The 18155-nt window shown below is 71.1% G+C and carries 20 protein-coding genes and 1 tRNA gene; 19 read left to right on the forward strand and 2 right to left on the reverse strand.

All coding sequences use genetic code 11. The features are described from left to right. Nucleotides 1–10 precede the first annotated feature (10 nt). Genes AB0E94_RS22860 through AB0E94_RS22870 form a run of 3 tightly spaced genes read left to right on the forward strand, consistent with a single transcriptional unit; the run spans nucleotide 11 to nucleotide 3443 of the window. Complete coding sequence (locus AB0E94_RS22860) at nucleotides 11–826, forward strand: hypothetical protein (RefSeq protein WP_360329186.1); 816 nt, start codon at nucleotides 11–13, stop codon at nucleotides 824–826. Further along, nucleotides 823–1767 (forward strand): nucleoside triphosphate pyrophosphohydrolase, encoded by a 945-nt coding sequence (locus AB0E94_RS22865; protein WP_360329188.1) that lies wholly within the window; start codon nucleotides 823–825, stop codon nucleotides 1765–1767. The genes AB0E94_RS22860 and AB0E94_RS22865 overlap by 4 nt, the downstream gene beginning before the upstream one ends. A gap of 59 nt (nucleotides 1768–1826) precedes the next feature. After that, on the forward strand, nucleotides 1827–3443 hold the full coding sequence (locus AB0E94_RS22870; RefSeq protein ID WP_360329190.1) for a DUF885 domain-containing protein: 1617 nt from the start codon (nucleotides 1827–1829) through the stop codon (nucleotides 3441–3443). Between the two features lie 105 nt (nucleotides 3444–3548). Here the strand turns inward: AB0E94_RS22870 and AB0E94_RS22875 are convergent, their stop codons facing one another. Both AB0E94_RS22875 and AB0E94_RS22880 read right to left on the reverse strand, forming a co-directional pair. Continuing rightward, entirely contained in the window at nucleotides 3549–4193 is a 645-nt protein-coding gene (locus AB0E94_RS22875) for a hypothetical protein (protein WP_360329192.1), read from the reverse strand. A 435-nt stretch (nucleotides 4194–4628) separates the two neighbouring features. Further along, nucleotides 4629–5309, reverse strand: a complete 681-nt coding sequence (locus tag AB0E94_RS22880; protein WP_360329194.1) for a hypothetical protein — start codon at nucleotides 5307–5309, stop codon at nucleotides 4629–4631. A 171-nt stretch (nucleotides 5310–5480) separates the two neighbouring features. Between AB0E94_RS22880 and eno the strand changes: the two genes are divergently transcribed. The 16 genes from eno to AB0E94_RS22960 all read left to right on the forward strand — a co-directional run bounded on the left by eno (nucleotide 5481) and on the right by AB0E94_RS22960 (nucleotide 18099). Continuing rightward, a complete protein-coding gene (gene eno, locus AB0E94_RS22885; RefSeq protein WP_360329196.1) occupies nucleotides 5481–6764 on the forward strand; it encodes a phosphopyruvate hydratase in 1284 nt (427 codons plus the stop codon). A gap of 98 nt (nucleotides 6765–6862) precedes the next feature. Next, nucleotides 6863–7432 (forward strand): septum formation initiator family protein, encoded by a 570-nt coding sequence (locus tag AB0E94_RS22890; RefSeq protein ID WP_360329197.1) that lies wholly within the window; start codon nucleotides 6863–6865, stop codon nucleotides 7430–7432. Further along, on the forward strand, nucleotides 7432–7935 hold the full coding sequence (locus AB0E94_RS22895) for a DUF501 domain-containing protein (protein WP_360329199.1): 504 nt from the start codon (nucleotides 7432–7434) through the stop codon (nucleotides 7933–7935). The genes AB0E94_RS22890 and AB0E94_RS22895 overlap by 1 nt, the downstream gene beginning before the upstream one ends. Beyond that, on the forward strand, nucleotides 7908–8426 hold the full coding sequence (locus AB0E94_RS22900; RefSeq protein ID WP_317788537.1) for an amino-acid N-acetyltransferase: 519 nt from the start codon (nucleotides 7908–7910) through the stop codon (nucleotides 8424–8426). The genes AB0E94_RS22895 and AB0E94_RS22900 overlap by 28 nt, the downstream gene beginning before the upstream one ends. Nucleotides 8427–8434: 8 nt before the next feature. Beyond that, a complete protein-coding gene (locus AB0E94_RS22905) occupies nucleotides 8435–9337 on the forward strand; it encodes a Ppx/GppA phosphatase family protein (protein WP_360329391.1) in 903 nt (300 codons plus the stop codon). Nucleotides 9338–9406: 69 nt separating this feature from the next. Beyond that, the gene (locus AB0E94_RS22910; RefSeq protein WP_360329201.1) at nucleotides 9407–9736 is read left to right on the forward strand and encodes a PadR family transcriptional regulator; all 330 of its coding nucleotides are present in this window, start codon (nucleotides 9407–9409) and stop codon (nucleotides 9734–9736) included. Then, nucleotides 9733–10683 (forward strand): hypothetical protein, encoded by a 951-nt coding sequence (locus AB0E94_RS22915; RefSeq protein WP_360329203.1) that lies wholly within the window; start codon nucleotides 9733–9735, stop codon nucleotides 10681–10683. Before AB0E94_RS22910 ends, AB0E94_RS22915 begins: the two co-directional genes overlap by 4 nt. A gap of 128 nt (nucleotides 10684–10811) precedes the next feature. Next, entirely contained in the window at nucleotides 10812–11375 is a 564-nt protein-coding gene (locus AB0E94_RS22920; RefSeq protein WP_360329205.1) for a DUF3824 domain-containing protein, read from the forward strand. A gap of 104 nt (nucleotides 11376–11479) precedes the next feature. Beyond that, nucleotides 11480–12232: a uracil-DNA glycosylase gene (locus AB0E94_RS22925; protein ID WP_360329207.1), complete on the forward strand. Its 753-nt coding sequence runs from the start codon at nucleotides 11480–11482 to the stop codon at nucleotides 12230–12232. Nucleotides 12233–12274: 42 nt separating this feature from the next. Next, nucleotides 12275–12973, forward strand: coding sequence for a DUF4129 domain-containing protein (locus tag AB0E94_RS22930; protein WP_360329209.1), 699 nt, complete (start codon nucleotides 12275–12277; stop codon nucleotides 12971–12973). A 40-nt stretch (nucleotides 12974–13013) separates the two neighbouring features. Next, a complete protein-coding gene (locus tag AB0E94_RS22935) occupies nucleotides 13014–13592 on the forward strand; it encodes a hypothetical protein (RefSeq protein WP_360329211.1) in 579 nt (192 codons plus the stop codon). A 13-nt stretch (nucleotides 13593–13605) separates the two neighbouring features. Beyond that, the gene (locus tag AB0E94_RS22940) at nucleotides 13606–14595 is read left to right on the forward strand and encodes a MoxR family ATPase (RefSeq protein WP_360329213.1); all 990 of its coding nucleotides are present in this window, start codon (nucleotides 13606–13608) and stop codon (nucleotides 14593–14595) included. Next, nucleotides 14588–15943, forward strand: coding sequence for a DUF58 domain-containing protein (locus tag AB0E94_RS22945; protein WP_360329214.1), 1356 nt, complete (start codon nucleotides 14588–14590; stop codon nucleotides 15941–15943). The genes AB0E94_RS22940 and AB0E94_RS22945 overlap by 8 nt, the downstream gene beginning before the upstream one ends. Before the next feature lies 1 nt (nucleotide 15944). Next, nucleotides 15945–16511, forward strand: a complete 567-nt coding sequence (locus tag AB0E94_RS22950) for a hypothetical protein (RefSeq protein ID WP_360329215.1) — start codon at nucleotides 15945–15947, stop codon at nucleotides 16509–16511. 87 nt (nucleotides 16512–16598) lie between these two features. Then, complete coding sequence (locus AB0E94_RS22955; protein ID WP_360329217.1) at nucleotides 16599–17957, forward strand: NAD(P)/FAD-dependent oxidoreductase; 1359 nt, start codon at nucleotides 16599–16601, stop codon at nucleotides 17955–17957. A gap of 56 nt (nucleotides 17958–18013) precedes the next feature. Beyond that, a tRNA-Leu gene (locus tag AB0E94_RS22960) sits at nucleotides 18014–18099 on the forward strand. Nucleotides 18100–18155: the final 56 nt, after the last annotated feature.

The raw sequence follows: 18155 nt of genomic DNA on the forward strand, positions 1-18155 counted from the left end.
AGTGTTGACCATGCTGCCTGCCCGCCGACTCGCCTCCGCTCTTGTCGTCGCGTCCCTCGCCCTGGCCGGGGTGTCCGGCTGCCGCTCGGAGTCATCCGTGGCCGCCTATATGGGCAGCGCCGGTGACATCTCCGACAAGGACGTCGACAAGGTCTGGAACGAGACCTACGACGCCCTGACCGCGCAGGCGAAAGCCGAGGCGTCGGCGGCCGAGGCGGCGCAGCGGGACACCGAGGCCAAGCGCAAGGCCGCCGGCGAGACGGTCACCCCGGCGCCGACCATCACCGCGGACCGGGCCCAGGTGCCGTTCACCCGGACCGACGTCCTCAAGGCGATGGTCGGGCAGGAGATCTACGGCCGCCTCGCCACCAAGCACTCGGTGCAGCTGCCCGCCGACGTGCCGTACGCGGAGTTCGCCGCCCAGCGCAAGCTGCCCGCCGACTCCACCTTCGCGAAGCTCTACATCGACAACTACTACCTGCGTGGCCTGCTCACCCAGGCGCTGGTCGCCCCCTCCGCCACGCCGTCCGACGAGGACATGCGCTTCGTCTTCGACCAGCTCTCCGCGAACGGCGGTGTCCAGCCCGGTCAGGACTACGCCGCCTGGAAGTCCAGCCAGGGCGAGCAGAACCTCCAGGCCGTCGCGGCCGCGGCGAAACTCCGCGACGAGGTCAAGGCGACCGCCGACGAACTGCACGTCAAAATCAATCCGCGGTACGCGTTCGACCTGACCGTGCTCGGCATCGAGGCCGAAGCCGGCCCGCTGGACCTGCTCACCGCCGACTTCGACGACCAGTGGGCGGTCCCGGTGGACGACAAGTCTTGAGCACCCGGATCGTTCTGCTCGTCACCTCGCCACGGCTGCCGGCCGGGTTGCTGACCGCCGAGGCGTGGGACGCCGTCCGGGCCTATCCGGTGTACGCCGCCGCCGACAGCGCCCAGGCCGACGCCCTGCGGGTCACCGGCGTGCCGGTCACCGTGCTCGACACCGACGCACAGGGACTGCTGGACGCCGTCGCCGGGCAGCCGGCCGCGGTCTGGCTCGCCGGACCCGAGGGCGACCAGGCCTTCGCCCGGCAGCTCGGCCTGCGTCTGGCCCGCGAGCCCGGCCTGGCCGAGCTCGAGCTGATGTACGGCTCCTGGGACCCACCGGGCGCCCGGCTCCTCGACGCCGTCACCGTGATGGACCGGCTCGTGTCACCCGGCGGCGACCCGTGGAAACGCGAACAGAGCCACGCCTCGCTCGCCACCTACCTGCTCGAGGAGAGCTACGAGGCGTACGACGCGATCGACTCCGGAGACCTCGCCGCCCTGCGTGAGGAACTCGGCGACGTGCTCCTCCAGGTGGTGCTGCACGCCCGCCTCGCCGAGGAACACGAGGGCGGCGACCGGTGGACCATCGACGACGTGGCAGGTGGCCTGGTGGAGAAGATGATCCGCCGCAACCCGCACGTGTTCGCCGGCGAGCAGGTCGCCGACATCGAGGAGATCACCGCCAACTGGGAGCGGATCAAGCGGGAGGAGAAGGCCCGCGACTCGGTCCTCGACGGGATCGCGCTCAGCCAGCCCGCCCTCGCCCTGGCCGCGAAGATCCTGCACCGGGTCGAGCGGGCCGGACTGTCCGTCTCGCTGCCGGCCGACGACGACCTCGGCAGCCTGCTGCTACGGGTGGTCGCCGAGGCCCGGGCCGCCGGTCTGGACGCCGAAGCCGCACTTCGAGCCGCGACCCTGTTGTACGCCGACGCGGTGCGAGCGGCGGAAGGTTAGATCACCGGCCGGGTGCGTGCTCCGGGAAAATGTCAGTCCTTACGAGTAGGTTTCACGGCATGCCGGAGTTCGTACCGCTTGCCGAGCGGATCGTCGACGCCCTCCTGGAGAGCGACCCCGCCACCGCCTCCTACGCCGGTGACCACCGCTTCGACGACCGCCTGCCCGATCACTCCGCCGCCGGTGTGTCCGCTCGTGTCGCCATGCTGCGCGACGCCGGTGACGCGCTCAGCGGCGTCGACCCCGACGGTCTCGACCCGGAGGATCAGGTCGACCACGCGATCCTGACCGCCCGGGTGGAGCGTGAGCTGTTCGAGCTGACCGAGATCCGCGAGCACGAGTGGAACCCACTGGAGCACAACCCCGGCCCACTGCTGCACGGGCTGATCGCCCGCCCGTTCGCGCCCCTCGACGAGCGCCTGACCAGTCTGTCCGGTCGGCTCGGCGCGATTCCGGACGCGCTGGCCACCGCCCGTGCCGTGCTCAGCGACGTGCCCCGCATCCACGTCGAGACCGCGATCGGCCAGTTCGCCGGCACCGCCCGGCTGATCCGCGACGAGGTGCCCCGCCTGTTGTCCCAGGCGCCGGGCCTGCGCGCCGAGGTGGAGCCGGCCGCCGCCGCGGCACAGGCGGCGTTCGCCGAGTTCGACGGCTGGTTGCGGGCCCGGCTGGAGGGCGACGACCCGGGCCGTGACCCGCGCCTCGGCCGCCGCCTGTGGGAGGCGCGGCTCTGGCACACCCTCGACACCGAGCTGCCCGCCGCCGAGATCCTCTCCCGCGCCCAGGCCAACCTCGACCGGGTCAGCGAGGAGCTGCGCGCCGCCGCGGCCGAGCTGACCGGCGGCCCGGCCACCGACGAGACGGTCCGCCGTGCCCTCGGCGCCATCGCCGAGAAACACCCCGACGACACCACCATCGTCGGCCTGGCCCAGGTCACGATGGTCGAGGCCACCGAGTTCGTCCAGCGGCACGACATCCTCTCGCTGGTCGGCGATCCGTGCGTGATCGAGGAGATGCCGGAGTTCGCCAGGGGCGTCGCGGTCGCCTATTGTGATCCGCCCGGCCCGCTCGAGACCGCCGACGTGCCCACCTTCTACTGCATCGCGCCGGCCCCCGCCGACTGGCCGGCCGAGCGGATCGCCAGCTTCTACCGTGAGTACAACGACGAGATGCTGCGCAACCTCACCGTCCACGAGGCGATGCCCGGCCACTTCCTGCAGATCGCCCACTCCCGGCGGTTCCGGGCCGCCACCCGGGTGCGTTCGCTCGGCTGGTCCGGCCCGTTCGTCGAGGGCTGGGCGGTCTACGCCGAGGAGCTGATGGCCGGCCTCGGGTTCGGCGGCCTGCCGGTCCGGGTGCAGCAGCTGAAGATGCAGCTCCGGATGAGCCTCAACGCGATCATCGACCAGCTCACCCACTGTGCGGATCTGCCCGAGTCCGAGGCGATGGCCCTGATGACCGGGCGAGGTTTCCAGGAGGAGGGCGAGGCGGCCGGCAAGTGGCGGCGTGCCCTGCTCACGTCCACCCAGCTGTCGACCTACTTCGTCGGCTATACCGAGGTGGCGGCCATCGCGGCGGCCCGGCCTTTCGGGGCCACCCCGAAAGCCTGGCACGACGCGATGCTGGCCCACGGCTCCCCGCCGCCCCGCCACCTGCGGACCCTTCTGGGCGTCTGACCGCCGGGCCACGCCGCACCGCGCGGCACCCGGCAACCGGACACGCGCCGATCTCGCGCCAGCGGCTATCTGTGGGGTGATTCGCGCCGTAGGTCACCACGCGGATCAGGTGGGGCGGCGGTCGTTCACCTGGGCGTTCGGTGGGAGGGCGAAGTCGGACTCCTCGATGCCGGAGCGGTAATCGGTGAGCAACATCTCGACCGGGGTGCCGTCGACTGTTCCGGTGAAGGCGGCGACGGTCCCCTCGACCGTGACACAAACCTCGTAACTGCCGCCGAACTTCAGGCACGACGCGTATCGCCCGGCGATCGTGGTCTCCCGAGGGACCACCTCCACGCCCGGGTCGATCGCGGCGATCTCCAGCATGTCGAGGATCTCGGCCGGGGTGATCAAGCCGGTCGAGGCCGGGATCGTGTCGTCGGCGCCCGGTGAGGTGGCGGTGCAGACCGCCTTCTCGCCGGTGCCGTCGCAGCGGGTGACGGCGTCCGGGGTGCTGATCAGGGTTCCGGACGGCCAGCTGTAGGCGATCCGGGACGGTGTCTGCGAGCGCACCACCCGGGCGGTCGCCCCGTTGGCCAGGCGGTAGGTGGTCGTCCAGGTCAGCGCATCGGCGGCGGCGACCCGGTCAGCGGCCTCGGACACCAGCGCCTCATCGGCGATGCCGGCCGCGTTCGCCTGGTCTAGACCGGTGCAGGCGGTTGTTGCGGCCAGGGTCGTGATGAGGAGGGCGGCAATTCGGATCACGCCCATCCGTCCACGTCCGGCAAATCCGATAAATCGGTCATACGGAAATGGGTGGCGCGGATGAAGGGCGGCGCTGTCAGCGAGGAAGGCCGGGCGACGCGGGGCCGGGCGATGCGGGGATGGGCCGGTCGGGGTGGTGGTGCGCCCGGCCGGAAGGGTGGGGCGATGCAGGGGTGGGCCGGTCGGGGTGGCGGCCTGGAGTGTGGCCTCGGCGGGGTGGACGGCTGGTGGGGGACGGCCGGGGAGCCGGTGGTGGCCGGCTTGTATGCGGCGCGGGGTGGCGGGCACGGAGACCACCCTGACGTACCCGCGCAACCCCGCGCAATCGAGTATCCGGCGATCGGCGTCGATGATTCGAGGGCCTATGGCACGACAATTAACCGGCCGGAGGTCCTCCATTCACGGGACCCTCCGGCCGCATTTCAATTCGAATTTCCGGATTTATCGAGCGGCCAGAGCGGCGGCCTCCGCCAGCGCCTCCTCGGCGAGGGCCGCGGCCGCTGCCGCCTCGCGTCGGGCCTGCAACTGGAGGCGCATCACGTACCGCCGGATGATCTTTGCCTGTCGCTCGTCCTGCTCGAAGATCGCGACCATCTCGGTGACCAGGGGCCCGCGGACCGGGACCTGCTGGCGGATCTGGGCCACCCGGTACGCGGTGGCCGGGAACTGCACGACCTCCTCGCCGAGCTGGAGCCGGAGCAGCATCTCCTCGCCGGGCCGCAGGTCGACGTCGCCGAAGTAGGCCCGCACCGAGCGTTCGCTGAGGTCGTGCACCCGCCCGACGCGCTGTGGCTCGTCGGCCCGGACCAGCAGGATGCTCTCGCCCCCGCCGCCGCGCACGAAGTTGCGCAGCTGCTCGATCTCCGGCTCGCCGAGCATCGTGAGGTCGATCCGGTTCTCGTCGGCCTTGCGGACCGTCCCCTGCTGGGTATACCGGCCGCGGGGCCCGGCCGGCCAGCGCACCAGCACGACGGTGCCGGGTCTCATCCCGGCGTCGGCGAGCGGCAGGGACAGGGTCACGGTGGTCTCGGTGACCCGGACCACGCGGACTTCCGTGAGGATCTCGGCCCCGATGTCCAACTCGACACGCGACCCGTCTGGCGGAAACAGGCTACTGGTCATAGTGCTCATCGCTTCGGCAGGTACGCCGCAGGTTTGAGGTGATCCGGCCGGGGAGTTCACCGGCCGCGCGAACACGTCATGGCCGGACTCGATACGCTCTGCGGTGTGGTCGGCCCGCAGGGTCGCGGACCGAAACTGTATTCGTACAAACGTTAGGGAGCGACACGACCAATGGCCACCATTGAAGCAATCGTCGCCCGCGAGATCCTCGATTCCCGGGGCAACCCGACCGTTGAGGTCGAGGTCGGCCTGGACGACGGCTCGGTCGGCCGCGCGGCGGTGCCGTCCGGCGCCTCCACCGGCGCCTTCGAGGCGCTCGAGCTCCGCGACGGTGACAAGGGCCGCTACCTCGGCAAGGGTGTCGAGAAGGCGGTCGCCAACATCGAGGAGCACATCGTCGAGGAGCTCGTCGGTTACGAGGCCTCCGACCAGCGCCTGATCGACCAGAAGATGATCGACATCGACGGCACGGACACCAAGTCCTCGCTCGGTGCCAACGCGATCCTCGGCGTCTCCCTCGCCGTGGCGAAGGCCGCCGCCGTCTCGGCCGAGCTGCCGCTGTTCCGCTACCTCGGTGGCCCGAACGCGTCGCTGCTGCCGGTGCCGATGATGAACATCCTGAACGGTGGTTCCCACGCCGACTCGAACGTCGACGTGCAGGAGTTCATGATCGCCCCGATCGGCGCGCCGACCTTCCGCGAGGCTGTCCGCAGCGGCGCCGAGGTCTACCACGCGCTCAAGTCGGTGCTGAAGAAGAAGGGCCTGTCCACCGGCCTCGGCGACGAGGGCGGCTTCGCGCCGAACCTGTCGGCGAACGTCGCGGCCCTGGAGCTGATCGCCGAGGCCGTGCAGGCCGCCGGCTACACCCTGGGCAGTGACATCGTCCTGGCCATGGACGTCGCGGCGACCGAGTTCCACAAGGACGGGGCGTACGTCTTCGAGGGCACCCCGAAGTCGACCGACGAGATGATCGCGTACTACGCGAAGCTGGCCGCCGACTTCCCGATCGTCTCCATCGAGGACCCGCTGGACGAGGAGGACTGGGCCGGCTGGAGCGCGCTGACCGCGCAGCTGGGCGACAAGGTCCAGATCGTCGGCGACGACCTGTTCGTCACCAACCCGCAGCGCCTGGCCCGTGGCATCGCCGAGAAGGCCGCCAACGCCCTGCTGGTCAAGGTGAACCAGATCGGCTCGCTCACCGAGACGCTGGACGCCGTGGACCTGGCCCACCGGGCCGGCTTCAAGACGATGATGAGCCACCGGTCCGGTGAGACCGAGGACGTCACCATCGCCGACCTGGCCGTCGCGGTCGGCTCCGGCCAGATCAAGACCGGCGCCCCGGCCCGGTCCGACCGGGTCGCGAAGTACAACCAGCTCCTGCGCATCGAGGAGCAGCTGGAGAGCGCCGCCCGGTACGCCGGTGCGGGCGCGTTCCCGCGTTACCGCGTCGGCTGACCGTCCGGCGAGGATCATCGAGTTTGTGACAGCCGTCCCCGGAGGTTTAGGTTTCCGGGGACGGGTGCCATGACTCAAGGCTGACGGGAGGCGCGGAGATGGCGGAACGCCGCACGCCGAGTGGCCAGGGGCCGACCCGTCGCCGCACCGGCGCCGGTGGCCGGCCCGCCCCGTCCCGCACCAGGAACACCGGACCGATCCGGGTGCCGTCGGCTCGGCGTACTCCTGGGGGATCCTCCGGCGGCGCAGCCGCTCAGCGCACCGACGCCCCCCGCCCGCGCGCGCTGACCGGCCGGGCCACCGTCCTCATCGCGCTCGTCGTCGTTCTCGCTCTCGCCTACACGTACCCCCTTCGGGTGTACCTGGAGCAGGAGTCGCAGATCGCCGAGATGGAGGCGGCGGTGGCCGCGAAAAAGGCCCAGATCGCCGCGTCCGAGAAGCAGTTGGCGAAGTGGAAGGACCCGGAGTACCTGCGAATTCAGGCTCTGGAGCGGTTCTCCTATGTGCGTCCAGGTGAGACGCCGCTGCTGGTCGTGCCGAACGAGGGTGACGAGGCCGCCGCCGCGGAGCAGACCCCGGCGGCCGCCCCCGACAGGTGGTACGACACGCTGTGGAGCAGTGTTCAAGCGGCAAACGCCGAGCCCGCCCACGCGAAACCCCAGGACTGATGGACGAACCCACACCCGCCGACCTCGACATCGTGGCGGCCCAGCTCGGCCGCCGCCCCCGCGGCACCCGGGCGATCGCGCACCGCTGCCCGTGCGGCAACCCCGATGTGGTGGAGACCTCACCGCGTCTGGACGACGGCACGCCGTTCCCCACCATGTATTACCTGACCTGCCCGCATGCGACCGCGGCGTGCAGCCGGCTGGAGTCGGCCGGTGTCATGCGCGACATGCAGGAGCGGCTCAGCACCGATCCCGAGCTGGCCAAGAAGTATGTGGCCGCGCACGAGGACTATCTGGACCGGCGTACCGCGATCGAGGACGTGCCGGAGATCAAGAACGTCTCGGCCGGTGGCATGCCGGACCGGGTGAAGTGCCTGCACGTGCACCTCGGGCACGCGCTCGCGGCCGGGCGGGGCGTCAACCCGTTCGGTGACGAGGTGCGCGACGCGATCGAGCCGTACTGGGCCGGGGGCCCCTGCGTGCGACTGACGGACGGCGAGTGAACGTCAGGCGGGCGCGGACCGGGGACGTCCGGGCGATCCGGTCCCTGGTGGACACGTACACGACCGATCGCCGGCTGCTCAGCAAGGCCACGGTCACGCTGTACGAGCAGGTCCAGGAGTTCTGGGTGGCGGAGGCGGCGGACGGCCGGGTGGCCGGTTGCGGCGCGCTGCACGTGATGTGGGAGGACCTCGCCGAGATCCGCACGGTCGCGGTCGACCCCACCCTGCGCGGGCAGAAGATCGGCCACCGGATCGTGTCGGCGCTCCTCGACCAGGCCCGTGAGCTCGGGGTGCGGCGGGTGTTCTGTCTCACGTTCGAGACCCGGTTCTTCGGGTCGTTCGGGTTCACCGAGATCGACGGGGCGGCCGTGCCGCACGGGGTCTACGAGCAGTTGCTGCGGTCGTACGACGAGGGTGTCGCCGAATTCCTCGACCTGGAACGGGTCAAGCCGAACACGCTGGGGAACACGAGAATGCTTCTACACCTGTGAGCACGCGAGTGGCCGCCATCGACTGCGGCACCAACGCCATCCGCCTGCTGATCGCCGACGTGGCCGGGGACAAGCTGGCCGACGTCTCCCGGCGGATGGAGATCGTGCGGCTGGGGGAGGGCGTGGACCGTACCGGGATGCTCGCCCCGGCCGCGATCGAGCGCACCCGGCAGGCCCTGCTGGTCTATGCCGCGGAGATCGCCGAGCTGGGTGTCACCCGGGTCCGGATGTGTGCCACCTCGGCCAGCCGGGACGCCTCCAACGCGCAGGACTTCCGGGACATGGTCCGTGGTGTGCTCGGCATCGACCCCGAGGTGATCACCGGCGAGCAGGAGGCCGAGCTGTCCTTCCTGGGCGCCGTGAACGGCCTGGACGCCGAGGGTCCCTATCTCGTCTACGACCTGGGCGGCGGCTCGACCGAGTTCGTCACCGGCACCTGGGGCGTGGAGAAATCGATCTCGATGGACATCGGCTGTGTCCGGATGACCGAGCGGCACCTGCACAGCGATCCGCCGACGGCGGCCGAGCTGGCGGCGGCGGAGGCGGACATCGTGGCGGCCGTCGACACGGCCTTGGCGGCCGTGTCCGGCAGTTCGGCGAGGACGTTGGTCGGCCTGGCCGGGACGGTCACCACGGTTGCCGCGCTGGCTCACGACCTCGAGGTGTACGACTCCACGCGCATCCACCACAGCCGGATCGAAGCCTCGGCAGTCGCCCGGGTGACCGACGAACTCCTGGCCATGACGGTCGACGAGCGGCTGGCCCTGCCGGTGATGCACCCCGGCCGGGCCGACGTGATCGGCGGCGGCGCCCTGATCATGAAGGTGATCCAGGAGCGCTCCGGCCACGACTTCGTGATCGCCTCGGAGCACGACATCCTCGACGGCATCGCCTTCGGCCTGGCTCTCTGACTTCCTGCGCCACCCGCCCTGGTAGTGCGCTGTTGACGGTACTTCGGATTGCGCAGTAGTGTGCTCCGCGTGGATGCGACGCAACTGCTCAAAGGGGTGCTCGACCTGGCCGTCCTGGCGGTGCTGCGCGACGAGGACGGCTACGGCTACGACATCCTGCGCCGTCTGCGCGCGGCCGGCCTGGAGGAGGTCGGCGACGCCTCGGTCTACGGCACGTTGCGCCGCCTCTTCAACAACGGCCTGCTCAACAGCTATGTGGTGCCCAGCGACGAGGGCCCGCACCGGAAGTATTACGCACTCAACGAGGCCGGTCGCGCCGAGCTGCTCAGCTCCGGCAAGGTGTGGCACGGCTTCGCGTCGATCATGGAAGATCTGCTTCGCGAGCGGGGGAAGGCGTGAACCTCACGGCACAGGACGAGATCGCCGTCTACGTCGAGGGCGTCCGGGAGGCGCTTGCCGGGCTGCCGGCCGCGACCCGCGACGAGTTGCTCGAAGATCTGCCGGAGCACCTGGCCGAGGTGCTGGCCGAGGGCGGCGGCTCGTTGTATGAGCGGCTCGGCCCACCCGCCGCCTACGCGGCCGAGCTGAGCGCGAGCGCCGGGTTCACCGCCACCGCGCCGCCGGAGGGGGAGCGGTCCCGGATCGCCGAGACCGCCGCCCGCCATCGGGCCCGGATCGATCGTTGGTTGCGCGGGTTCGACGAGCGGGTCGGCCCGGTGCTCGGCTACCCCCGGGCCAGCGAGTTCCTGGCGCTGCTGCGGCCCGCCTGGTGGGTGCTGCGGGGCTATCTGGCCGCCATGGCGGTCGCGTTCATGCTGCACGACCACGGCACCCCGCTGGGTCTGCTGCCCCGGGTCGGCGGTGACGACCTGGCCGCGATCCTGTTGCTCGGCCTCGGCCTGCTGGGCTCGATCTGGCTGGGGCGGCGGGAGCAGCCGGCCGGGTCCTGGTCGCGGCGCCTGCAGCGGCTGGGCACCGGTTTCCTGGTGATCTTCGCGGTGATCGGGTTCTTCGAGGTCGACTCGGCGGCGCAGCGTGACTATTACTACAACGTCGGCTACATCGACGAGCGGCCCGACCCGGTGAGCAACGTCCGTGACGTCTTCGTCTACGACGCCGAGGGCCGGTTGATGGTGGGTGTGCAGCTTTACGACCAGGATGGTCAGCCGATCCAGCTGGGCGAGCCGTCCTGTTATGACGAGGAGGGCAATCCGGTCCCGATTAGGAACCCGGGATATCCGTATTGTCCGGGTCAGGCGCCGTTCCGGGCGGGCGAGCCATCGTTGTCCACAGCTCCATCCACAGGCCCGTCGGCCAGCCCGCCGTCACCGAGTCCCAGCAGGTGACACCGTCGATGGTTGCGGCTCGGCCACGGAGTTGAATCAGGCTGCAAAGGGGATCGCGCGCGAGCGACGGCTGTCGCTATCCTCGCGTGCCGGCCGATGCCGGCCGTACCCCTTGAAAGGAAAGCCCGATGACAGACCCGGTCGTGCCGCCCTCATCCGGTGGCCAGTTCCCGCCGCCGAACGCGGGACCCCAGGGTTACCCGCCTCCCAACGCCGGTGGCCAGTTCCCGCCGCCGAACGCGGGGGCGCCGGGCTTCCCGCCGCCGAACGCGGGAGACCCCGGCTTCCCGCCGCCGCCCTTCCCGGGCACCGAGGTCAAGCAGAAGAGCAAGCTCGGCCGCAAGATCCTCGGCATCGTGGGCGCCATCATCGTCGGCGTGATCTTCCTGTTCATCAAGATCGGGATCCGCGACGCCGTCACCGAGGACCCGACCAAGGACGCCAAGGCCGGTAGCTGCATCGGCGTCTCGCAGGAGGTCAAGGAGACCACCACCCAGGTCGACGCCGAGATCGTCGACTGCTCGTCGACCGACGCGAAGTACACCGTGCTCGGTCGGGTCGAGGGCATCAAGGACGAGAACAGCCCCGCCTGCGACGACATCATCAACAACGGCCTCAAGGAGGGCGAGGAGGGTGCCGTCATCGCCTCCCAGGAGGGCGCCGGCTACCTGCTCTGCCTGAAGGTCAACTGACCTGCACAACGAGCTCCGTTCCGGGTCGGTCACGGGCATCCGATGGGGTGCCCGCGGCCGACCCGGTTGCGTTCCGTCGAGCGCGGGGATGCTGTGCTGGACGCGTGCTTCCGTCCGGCGCCTCCGCGCGTACCCCCGAATCGGTCGTCGCCCAGGCGGCCGGAGCGGCCTCGCTGACCGCGCTCGACGCCCATGTCGCGGATTGTTTCGCCTGCCCCCGCCTGGTCGCCTGGCGCACCGACGTCGCGGTGACGAAACGGGCGTCGTTCCGTGACCAGCGGTATTGGGGACGGCCGGTCCCCGGGTTCGGCCCGGCCGCCGCGGAGATCGCGATCCTCGGCCTGGCGCCCGCCGCCCACGGCGGCAACCGCACCGGCCGGATCTTCACCGGCGACCGCTCCGGTGAGGTGCTCTTCGCCGCGCTGCACCGGGCCGGCCTCGCCAACCAGCCGACCAGCGTCGCCGCCGACGACGGCCTGGAGCTGCGGCACACCCGGATCTTCGCCACGGTCCGCTGCGCCCCGCCGGACAACAAACCGCTGCCCGAGGAGCGCGACACGTGCGCGCCGTGGGTCCGGCGCGAGCTGGAGCTGATCCGGCCGACCCTGCGGGTGGTGGTCGCGCTCGGTGCCTTCGCATGGGCCGCGTGGTGGCCGGCGATGATCGCCGCCTATGGTGTGCGGCCGCCCGTGCCACGCCCGAAATTCGGGCACGGCGCCCTGGTCAGCGTGCCCGGCGCGCCGGTTCTGCTGGGCAGTTTCCACGTCAGCCAGCAGAACACTTTCACCGGCCGGCTCACCCCCGCCATGCTCGACGACGTGTTCGGCCGTGCGAAGGATCTGGCGGGCCTGGCATGATGCGAGCGCCGACAATCCCCGAGCCACGGATCTGAGCCCGTTATGGACTTCGCCGCACTGCGCCGATGGTGGCCACTCGCTGCTGTCCTCGGACTGCTCTTCGTGACCTCGCTCGCCGCCACCAGATCCGCCCCGCAGCTCGACCAGTTGGAGCCCGATGCGGCGCCGACCCGGCCGCCGCTGCTGCCGCCCCGGCCGTCCGTGCAGCCGAGCTTCCAGGAGAGCATTCCGGAGCCAGCCCGGATCCTGCCCGAGTGGGTGGGCACCGCGACGCTCGTCGTGCTGATCCTCGGGGCGGTGCTGATGGTGGTCGGCCTCACCTGGGCGCTGGTCCGCGACCACCTGCGCCGCCGCCCGGCCCGCACCGGCAAGCACCAGCCCCGCCGGGCCCGCCAGACCGCCGACGACCTGGTCGCCGCCCTCGACGCCGGCCTGGAGGAGCTGTCCGACACCGACCGCGACCCGCGCCGGGCGGTGATCGCCTGCTGGGTGCGGCTGGAGGACGCCGCCGCCGCGGCTGGCACCCCGCGGCATCCGGGGGACAGCCCCACCGACTACGTCGGACGGTTGCTTGCCGAGCAGCGGGTCGACGCCGGGGTGCTCGCCGCGCTGCTGGAGGTGTACCGCGAGGCGCGGTATGCCACACACACCGTCGACGACCAGATGCGACAGCAGGCGCGGTCCGCCCTGGAACGGCTACGCGCCGACCTGGGCGCCGCCCGGAGCGGAGCGCCGGCATGACAGGAGCACGGCCGGGCCGGGCCGAGGCAGTGGTGGCCGCATGAGCGACGGAGGGCTGGACGATCTCTTCGGCGTCGCGGACACCCCGCGTACCGCTGAGGAGACCGAGACCGTCGCCAAGCGACGCTCGATCGCGGTCACCCTGATCGGCAACGGGGTGGTGATCGGCCTGGCCGCCGTCGTGATCACCGCCGGGCTGCGCGCGCTGGACACCAGCATCTCGCTGTTGCTCCTGGTCAGCCTGCTGATCGGCCTGCGCATGGTGATCTACGCGGCCACCCGGGTCGCCCCGCCGCCGGCGCCCCGGCTGCGCTCCCGGATCGGCGCCGGCCCGCAGCCGTCAGGTGACGCGCTCCGGGCCGCGGTCCGCCGCTGGGAGCAGAACCTGGACCGGGCCCACTCGGACCCGGAACTGTATGCGCGTAACGTTCTGCCGGTGCTCGCGGAACTGGCCGACGAACGATTGCGCCTGCGGCACGGCTTCACCCGGGCCGGTGACCCGCGCCGGGCCAGGGAACTCCTCGGTGACGACCTGTGGTCGGCGCTGTCCGAGCCGGGCCGGCGGGCGCTCAAGGCCCGCGACGTCGAGACTTACCTAGACGCCATGGAACGACTGTGAGAAAGGTGCGCCGGTGACGCAGGCTCTTCCCCCGTACGAGGTCGGGCGGCTGGCCGGGGCGGTCCTCGACTCGGTCGGCTCGGTTGTGGTGGGCAAGCGGGACTCACTGGAGCTGGTGCTGGCCGGGATCCTGGCCGGCGGCCACGTGCTGCTGGAGGACATGCCCGGTCTCGGTAAGACGCTTACCGCCCGGTCCTTCGCGCAGGCCCTCGGGCTCGACTTCCGCCGTCTCCAGTTCACTCCGGACCTGCTGCCGGCTGACGTCACCGGCTCGTTCCTCTACGACCAGCGCAAGGGTGACTTCGCGTTCCGGGCCGGCCCGGTCTTCACCAACATGCTGCTGGCCGACGAGATCAACCGGACGCCGCCGAAGACCCAGTCCGCCCTGCTCGAGGCGATGCAGGAGAAGCAGGTCTCGGTCGAGGGCGTCACCTACCGGCTGGACCCGCCGTTCCACGTGATCGCGACGGCCAATCCGATCGAGTACGAGGGGACGTACCCGCTGCCCGAGGCGCAGCTCGACCGGTTCCTGCTGCGGGTGTCGTTCGGCTACCCGACCGCCGAGGAGGAGTGGTCGGTGCTCCAGCGCCGGATGGCCCGCCGGCAGGAGGAGGCCACCCTGGCGCCGGTGGTCGACGCCCGTACCCTCCAGATGATGCAGGCCGCGCTGGAGTCGGTCGCGGTCGAGGACTCGATCGGCCGCTACATCGTGGCCCTCGCCTCGGCCACCCGCGAGCACGGCGCGGTGCTGGTCGGCTCCTCGCCCCGTGGCTCGCTCGCCCTGCTGCTGCTGGCCCGGGCCCGTGCCGCGATGGCCGGCCGTGACTACGTGGTGCCGGAGGACGTGAAGGACGTCGCGATCCCAGCCCTCGCCCACCGGATAACACTTCGGCCGGAGATGTGGCTGCGCCAGGTCAATCCGTCCTTCGTGGTCCAGGAGGTGCTCACCGCGGTGCCCGCCCCGGCCAGCGGGGCGCTCCCGACGTACGCCCGGCATGACTGACCTGCTGCGCCTCCGGCCGGCCGTGCCCGCTGCGGGCACGGCCGAGTCGTCGTCCGGCCCGGCCTGGGCGCCCACCCGGGCACTGGGCCGGACGATCCTGCTCACCGGCCTGCTCCTGCTGCTCGGGGTGGCACTGGGCCGGGTCGACCTGGTGCTGCTCGCGGCGCCGTTCGCGATCGGCGCCGCGATCAACCTGCGCCGCACCCCGGTCTCCGCCCCCGAGATCACCATCAGCGCCGACGAGTCCCACCTGGTCGAGGGCGGCGAGGTGGAGGCCGGGCTGACCGTCGCCAATCCGGACTCGATCGACTACGACCTGGTCGTCGTCCGGACCAGGACGTCGCCCTGGCTGAAACTGGAACACTCCGACCGGCCGTTCGCGATCACCGTGAGCGCCGACGGCTGGGCCGCGATCGACCTGCCCGGCGAGGCGCTGCGCTGGGGCCGGCAGGAGGTCGGCCCGGCCGCCGCCCGCGCCGCGGCCTGCGGCGGCCTGCTGGCCTGCCGGCCGGTGGTCACCCCGGCGCGAGGCGTGCGGGTCTATCCGGTGACCGAGCCGTTCAACGCGACGGAGGCGATGCCGGCCGCGGCCGGCCTGGTCGGGGCGCATCGCTCCCGGCGGCCGGGTGAGGGCGGAGAGCTCGCGGGGGTACGCCAGTTCGCGCCCGGCGATCGACTACGACGTATCGACTGGCGCGTCTCCCTGCGGACCCGTGACCTGCATGTCGCCTCGACCCTGTCGGACCGGGACGCCGAGGTGCTGCTCCTGCTCGACGTGCTCGGCGAGATCGGCCTGTCCGGCGGCGTCCGGGGCGGCTCGTCGGTGCTGGACACCACGGTCCGGGCGGCCGCCGCGATCTCCGAGCACTATCTGCACCGGGGCGACCGGGTGTCGCTGCTGGAGTACGGCTCGACCGCCCGCCGGCTGCGCCCCGCCTCCGGCCGCCGGCAGTACCTGACGGTTCTGGAGTGGCTGCTCGACGTACGGCCCGACCCGGCCGGGACCGAGCAGTACGAGAACATGGTCAGCGCGCACCACGTCTCGTCGTCAGCGCTGGTCGTGGTGCTGACCCCACTGGTCGACCCGCGGGCCGCCGACATGCTCGCCCAGCTCACCCAGTCCGGCCGGTACGTGGTGGCGGTCGACACGCTGCCCGCCGGGGCCAAACCGCCGGTGCGCAACCAGTGGACACCCGCCGCCACCCGGCTGTGGCGGATGGAACGGGAGAACGTGCTGGGCCGGTTGCGCGAGCACGGCGTGCCGGTGGTGGCCTGGGCCGGCGCCGGCAGCCTGGACCTGGTGCTGCGTGACGTCGCCCGGCTGGCCTCGGCACCGAGGGGACGCTGACATGCTCAACGGGGTGAACCGCCGGATCGACCGCTGGCGCTCGGCGGCCGGACGGGCGACTGTCGTGCCGTTCACGGTCCGTCTCGGCATCGCGCTCACCGGCCTGCTCACCGTGGGTGTGGCCTGGCCGGCCGACCTGCTGTCCAATCCGAAGTTCATGCTGCCGGCCCTGGTCGCGGTCTTCTGGCCGGCGCTGGCCCCACGAGGACGAGGTGGCACGGCGGTCGCGCTCACCGCGATTGCCGGCTGGCTGATCGACACCGCGGGGTACGGCTCCCCGGTCGAACTGTGGCGCGTGCTGGCACTGGCGACACTGCTCTATCTGGGGCACACGCTCACTGCGCTGGCGGCTGTTCTGCCGTACGACGCGATCGTGAATTTCGACGTCCCGGCCCTCTGGCTGGGCCGCGCCCTGCTGGTCGTGCTGCTCTCCGCGGTGGTCATCGTCCTGGCCCTGGGCCTGACCGCCGACCTGGGCGGAGAGCCGTTCCAGCTGGCCACACTCGTCGGACTTGTCGCGGCGACGACTGTGACAATGGTCCTAACCCGTATGGCCCGCCGCGAGTGAAATCTGAGTGTTTCGTCACTTGACTTAGGCCGTTGTGATCGTCACAGAACGGCGCATGAAAGGGGCCCCGCGCGCGACAATAGGGGCGTGAATCCGCCGCGCATAGTCGTCGTAGGAGCAGGTCACGTCGGGCTTTACGCCGCCCTCCGCCTGTCCAAGAAGCTGAACCGGAACCGGGCCGAGATCGTCGTGATTGACCCTGTTCCGCACATGACTTACCAGCCGTTCCTGCCTGAGGCAGCGGCCGGTAACATTTCGCCGCGACACGCTGTGGTGCCGCTGCGCCGGGAGCTGAAGAAGTGCCGCATCGTCTCCGGTGAGGTGACGAAGGTCGAGCACGCTCGCAAGACCGTCACGATCCAGCCGATCGACGGCCCGGCCTACGAGATGGAGTACGACCACATCATCGTGGCGCCCGGCTCGGTCTCTCGCACCCTGCCCATTCCCGGTCTCAGTGACCGGGGCATCGGCCTCAAGACCATCGGTGAGGCCATCTACCTGCGTAACCACATCCTCGACCGGCTGGACGTCGCTGCGGCGACCCCCGACGAGGACGTGCGTAAGGCCTCCCTCAACTTCGTGTTCGTCGGTGGTGGCTTCGCCGGCATCGAGGCGCTCGCCGAGATGCAGGACGTGGTCGCCGACGCGCTGAAGTACTACCCGGAGCTGGACCCGAAGGAGGTCCACTTCATCCTGGTCGAGGCCAGCAACCGGATCCTCCCCGAGGTCGGCCCGGAGATGGGCGCCTACACCGCCCGCCAGCTCGCCGGCCGTGGTGTCGACCTGCGCCTGAGCACCTTCCTCCAGTCCTGCGTCGACGGGCGGATCGTGCTCTCCGACGGCGACACGTTCCGCGCCGAGACCCTGGTCTGGACCGCGGGTGTCAAGCCGTCGCCGATGCTCGCCAACACCGACCTGCCGCTCGGCCCCAAGGGGCACGTCAACTGCCTGCCCACCCTTCAGGTCGCCGACCTGGAGACCAATGAGGTGTGGGAGGGCGCCTGGTCCGCCGGTGACTGCGCGCAGGTCCCCGACCTGACCAACCCCGGCGGCTACTGCTCGCCGAGCGCGCAGCACGCGGTCCGCCAGGCCAAGGTGCTCGCCGACAACATCGCCCAGGTGGTTCTGGGCGGCGCGCCGAAGGATTACCGCCACAAGCACGTCGGCGGTGTCGCGGGCCTCGGCATCAACAAGGGTGTCGCGCACGTCTACGGCATCAAGGTCAAGGGCTACCCGGCGTGGCTGATGCACCGCTTCTACCACGTCAGCCGGATCCCCTCGACCAACCGCAAGGTCCGCGTGGTGGCCGACTGGGTGCTCGCGTTCCTGTTCAAGCGGGAGACCGTGGCCCTCGGCCAGCTGCACAGCCCGCGTGAGGAGTTCACCGAGGTGACCCCGCCGGTCGAGCTGCCCGCCGAGAAGAAGGTCGGCGCCGCCGCCCGCTGATCCGGCCAATGCCGTTTCCACTGCCTGGGCGGCACCAGCTACGGTGTTCGCAGGCCGCCCGGGTGGTGGAATGGCAGACACGGCCGCCTTAAAAGCGGCTGCCCCAAAAGGCGTGCGGGTTCGAGACCCGCCCCGGGCACCATCGCCAGCGGTCGCGGCAGGCCCGCCGCGACCGTGATCGTCGTCGCATACGCTCTG

It is taken from the genome of Actinoplanes sp. NPDC026670 (assembly GCF_040638175.1).
Taxonomy (GTDB): Bacteria; Actinomycetota; Actinomycetes; order Mycobacteriales; family Micromonosporaceae; genus Actinoplanes.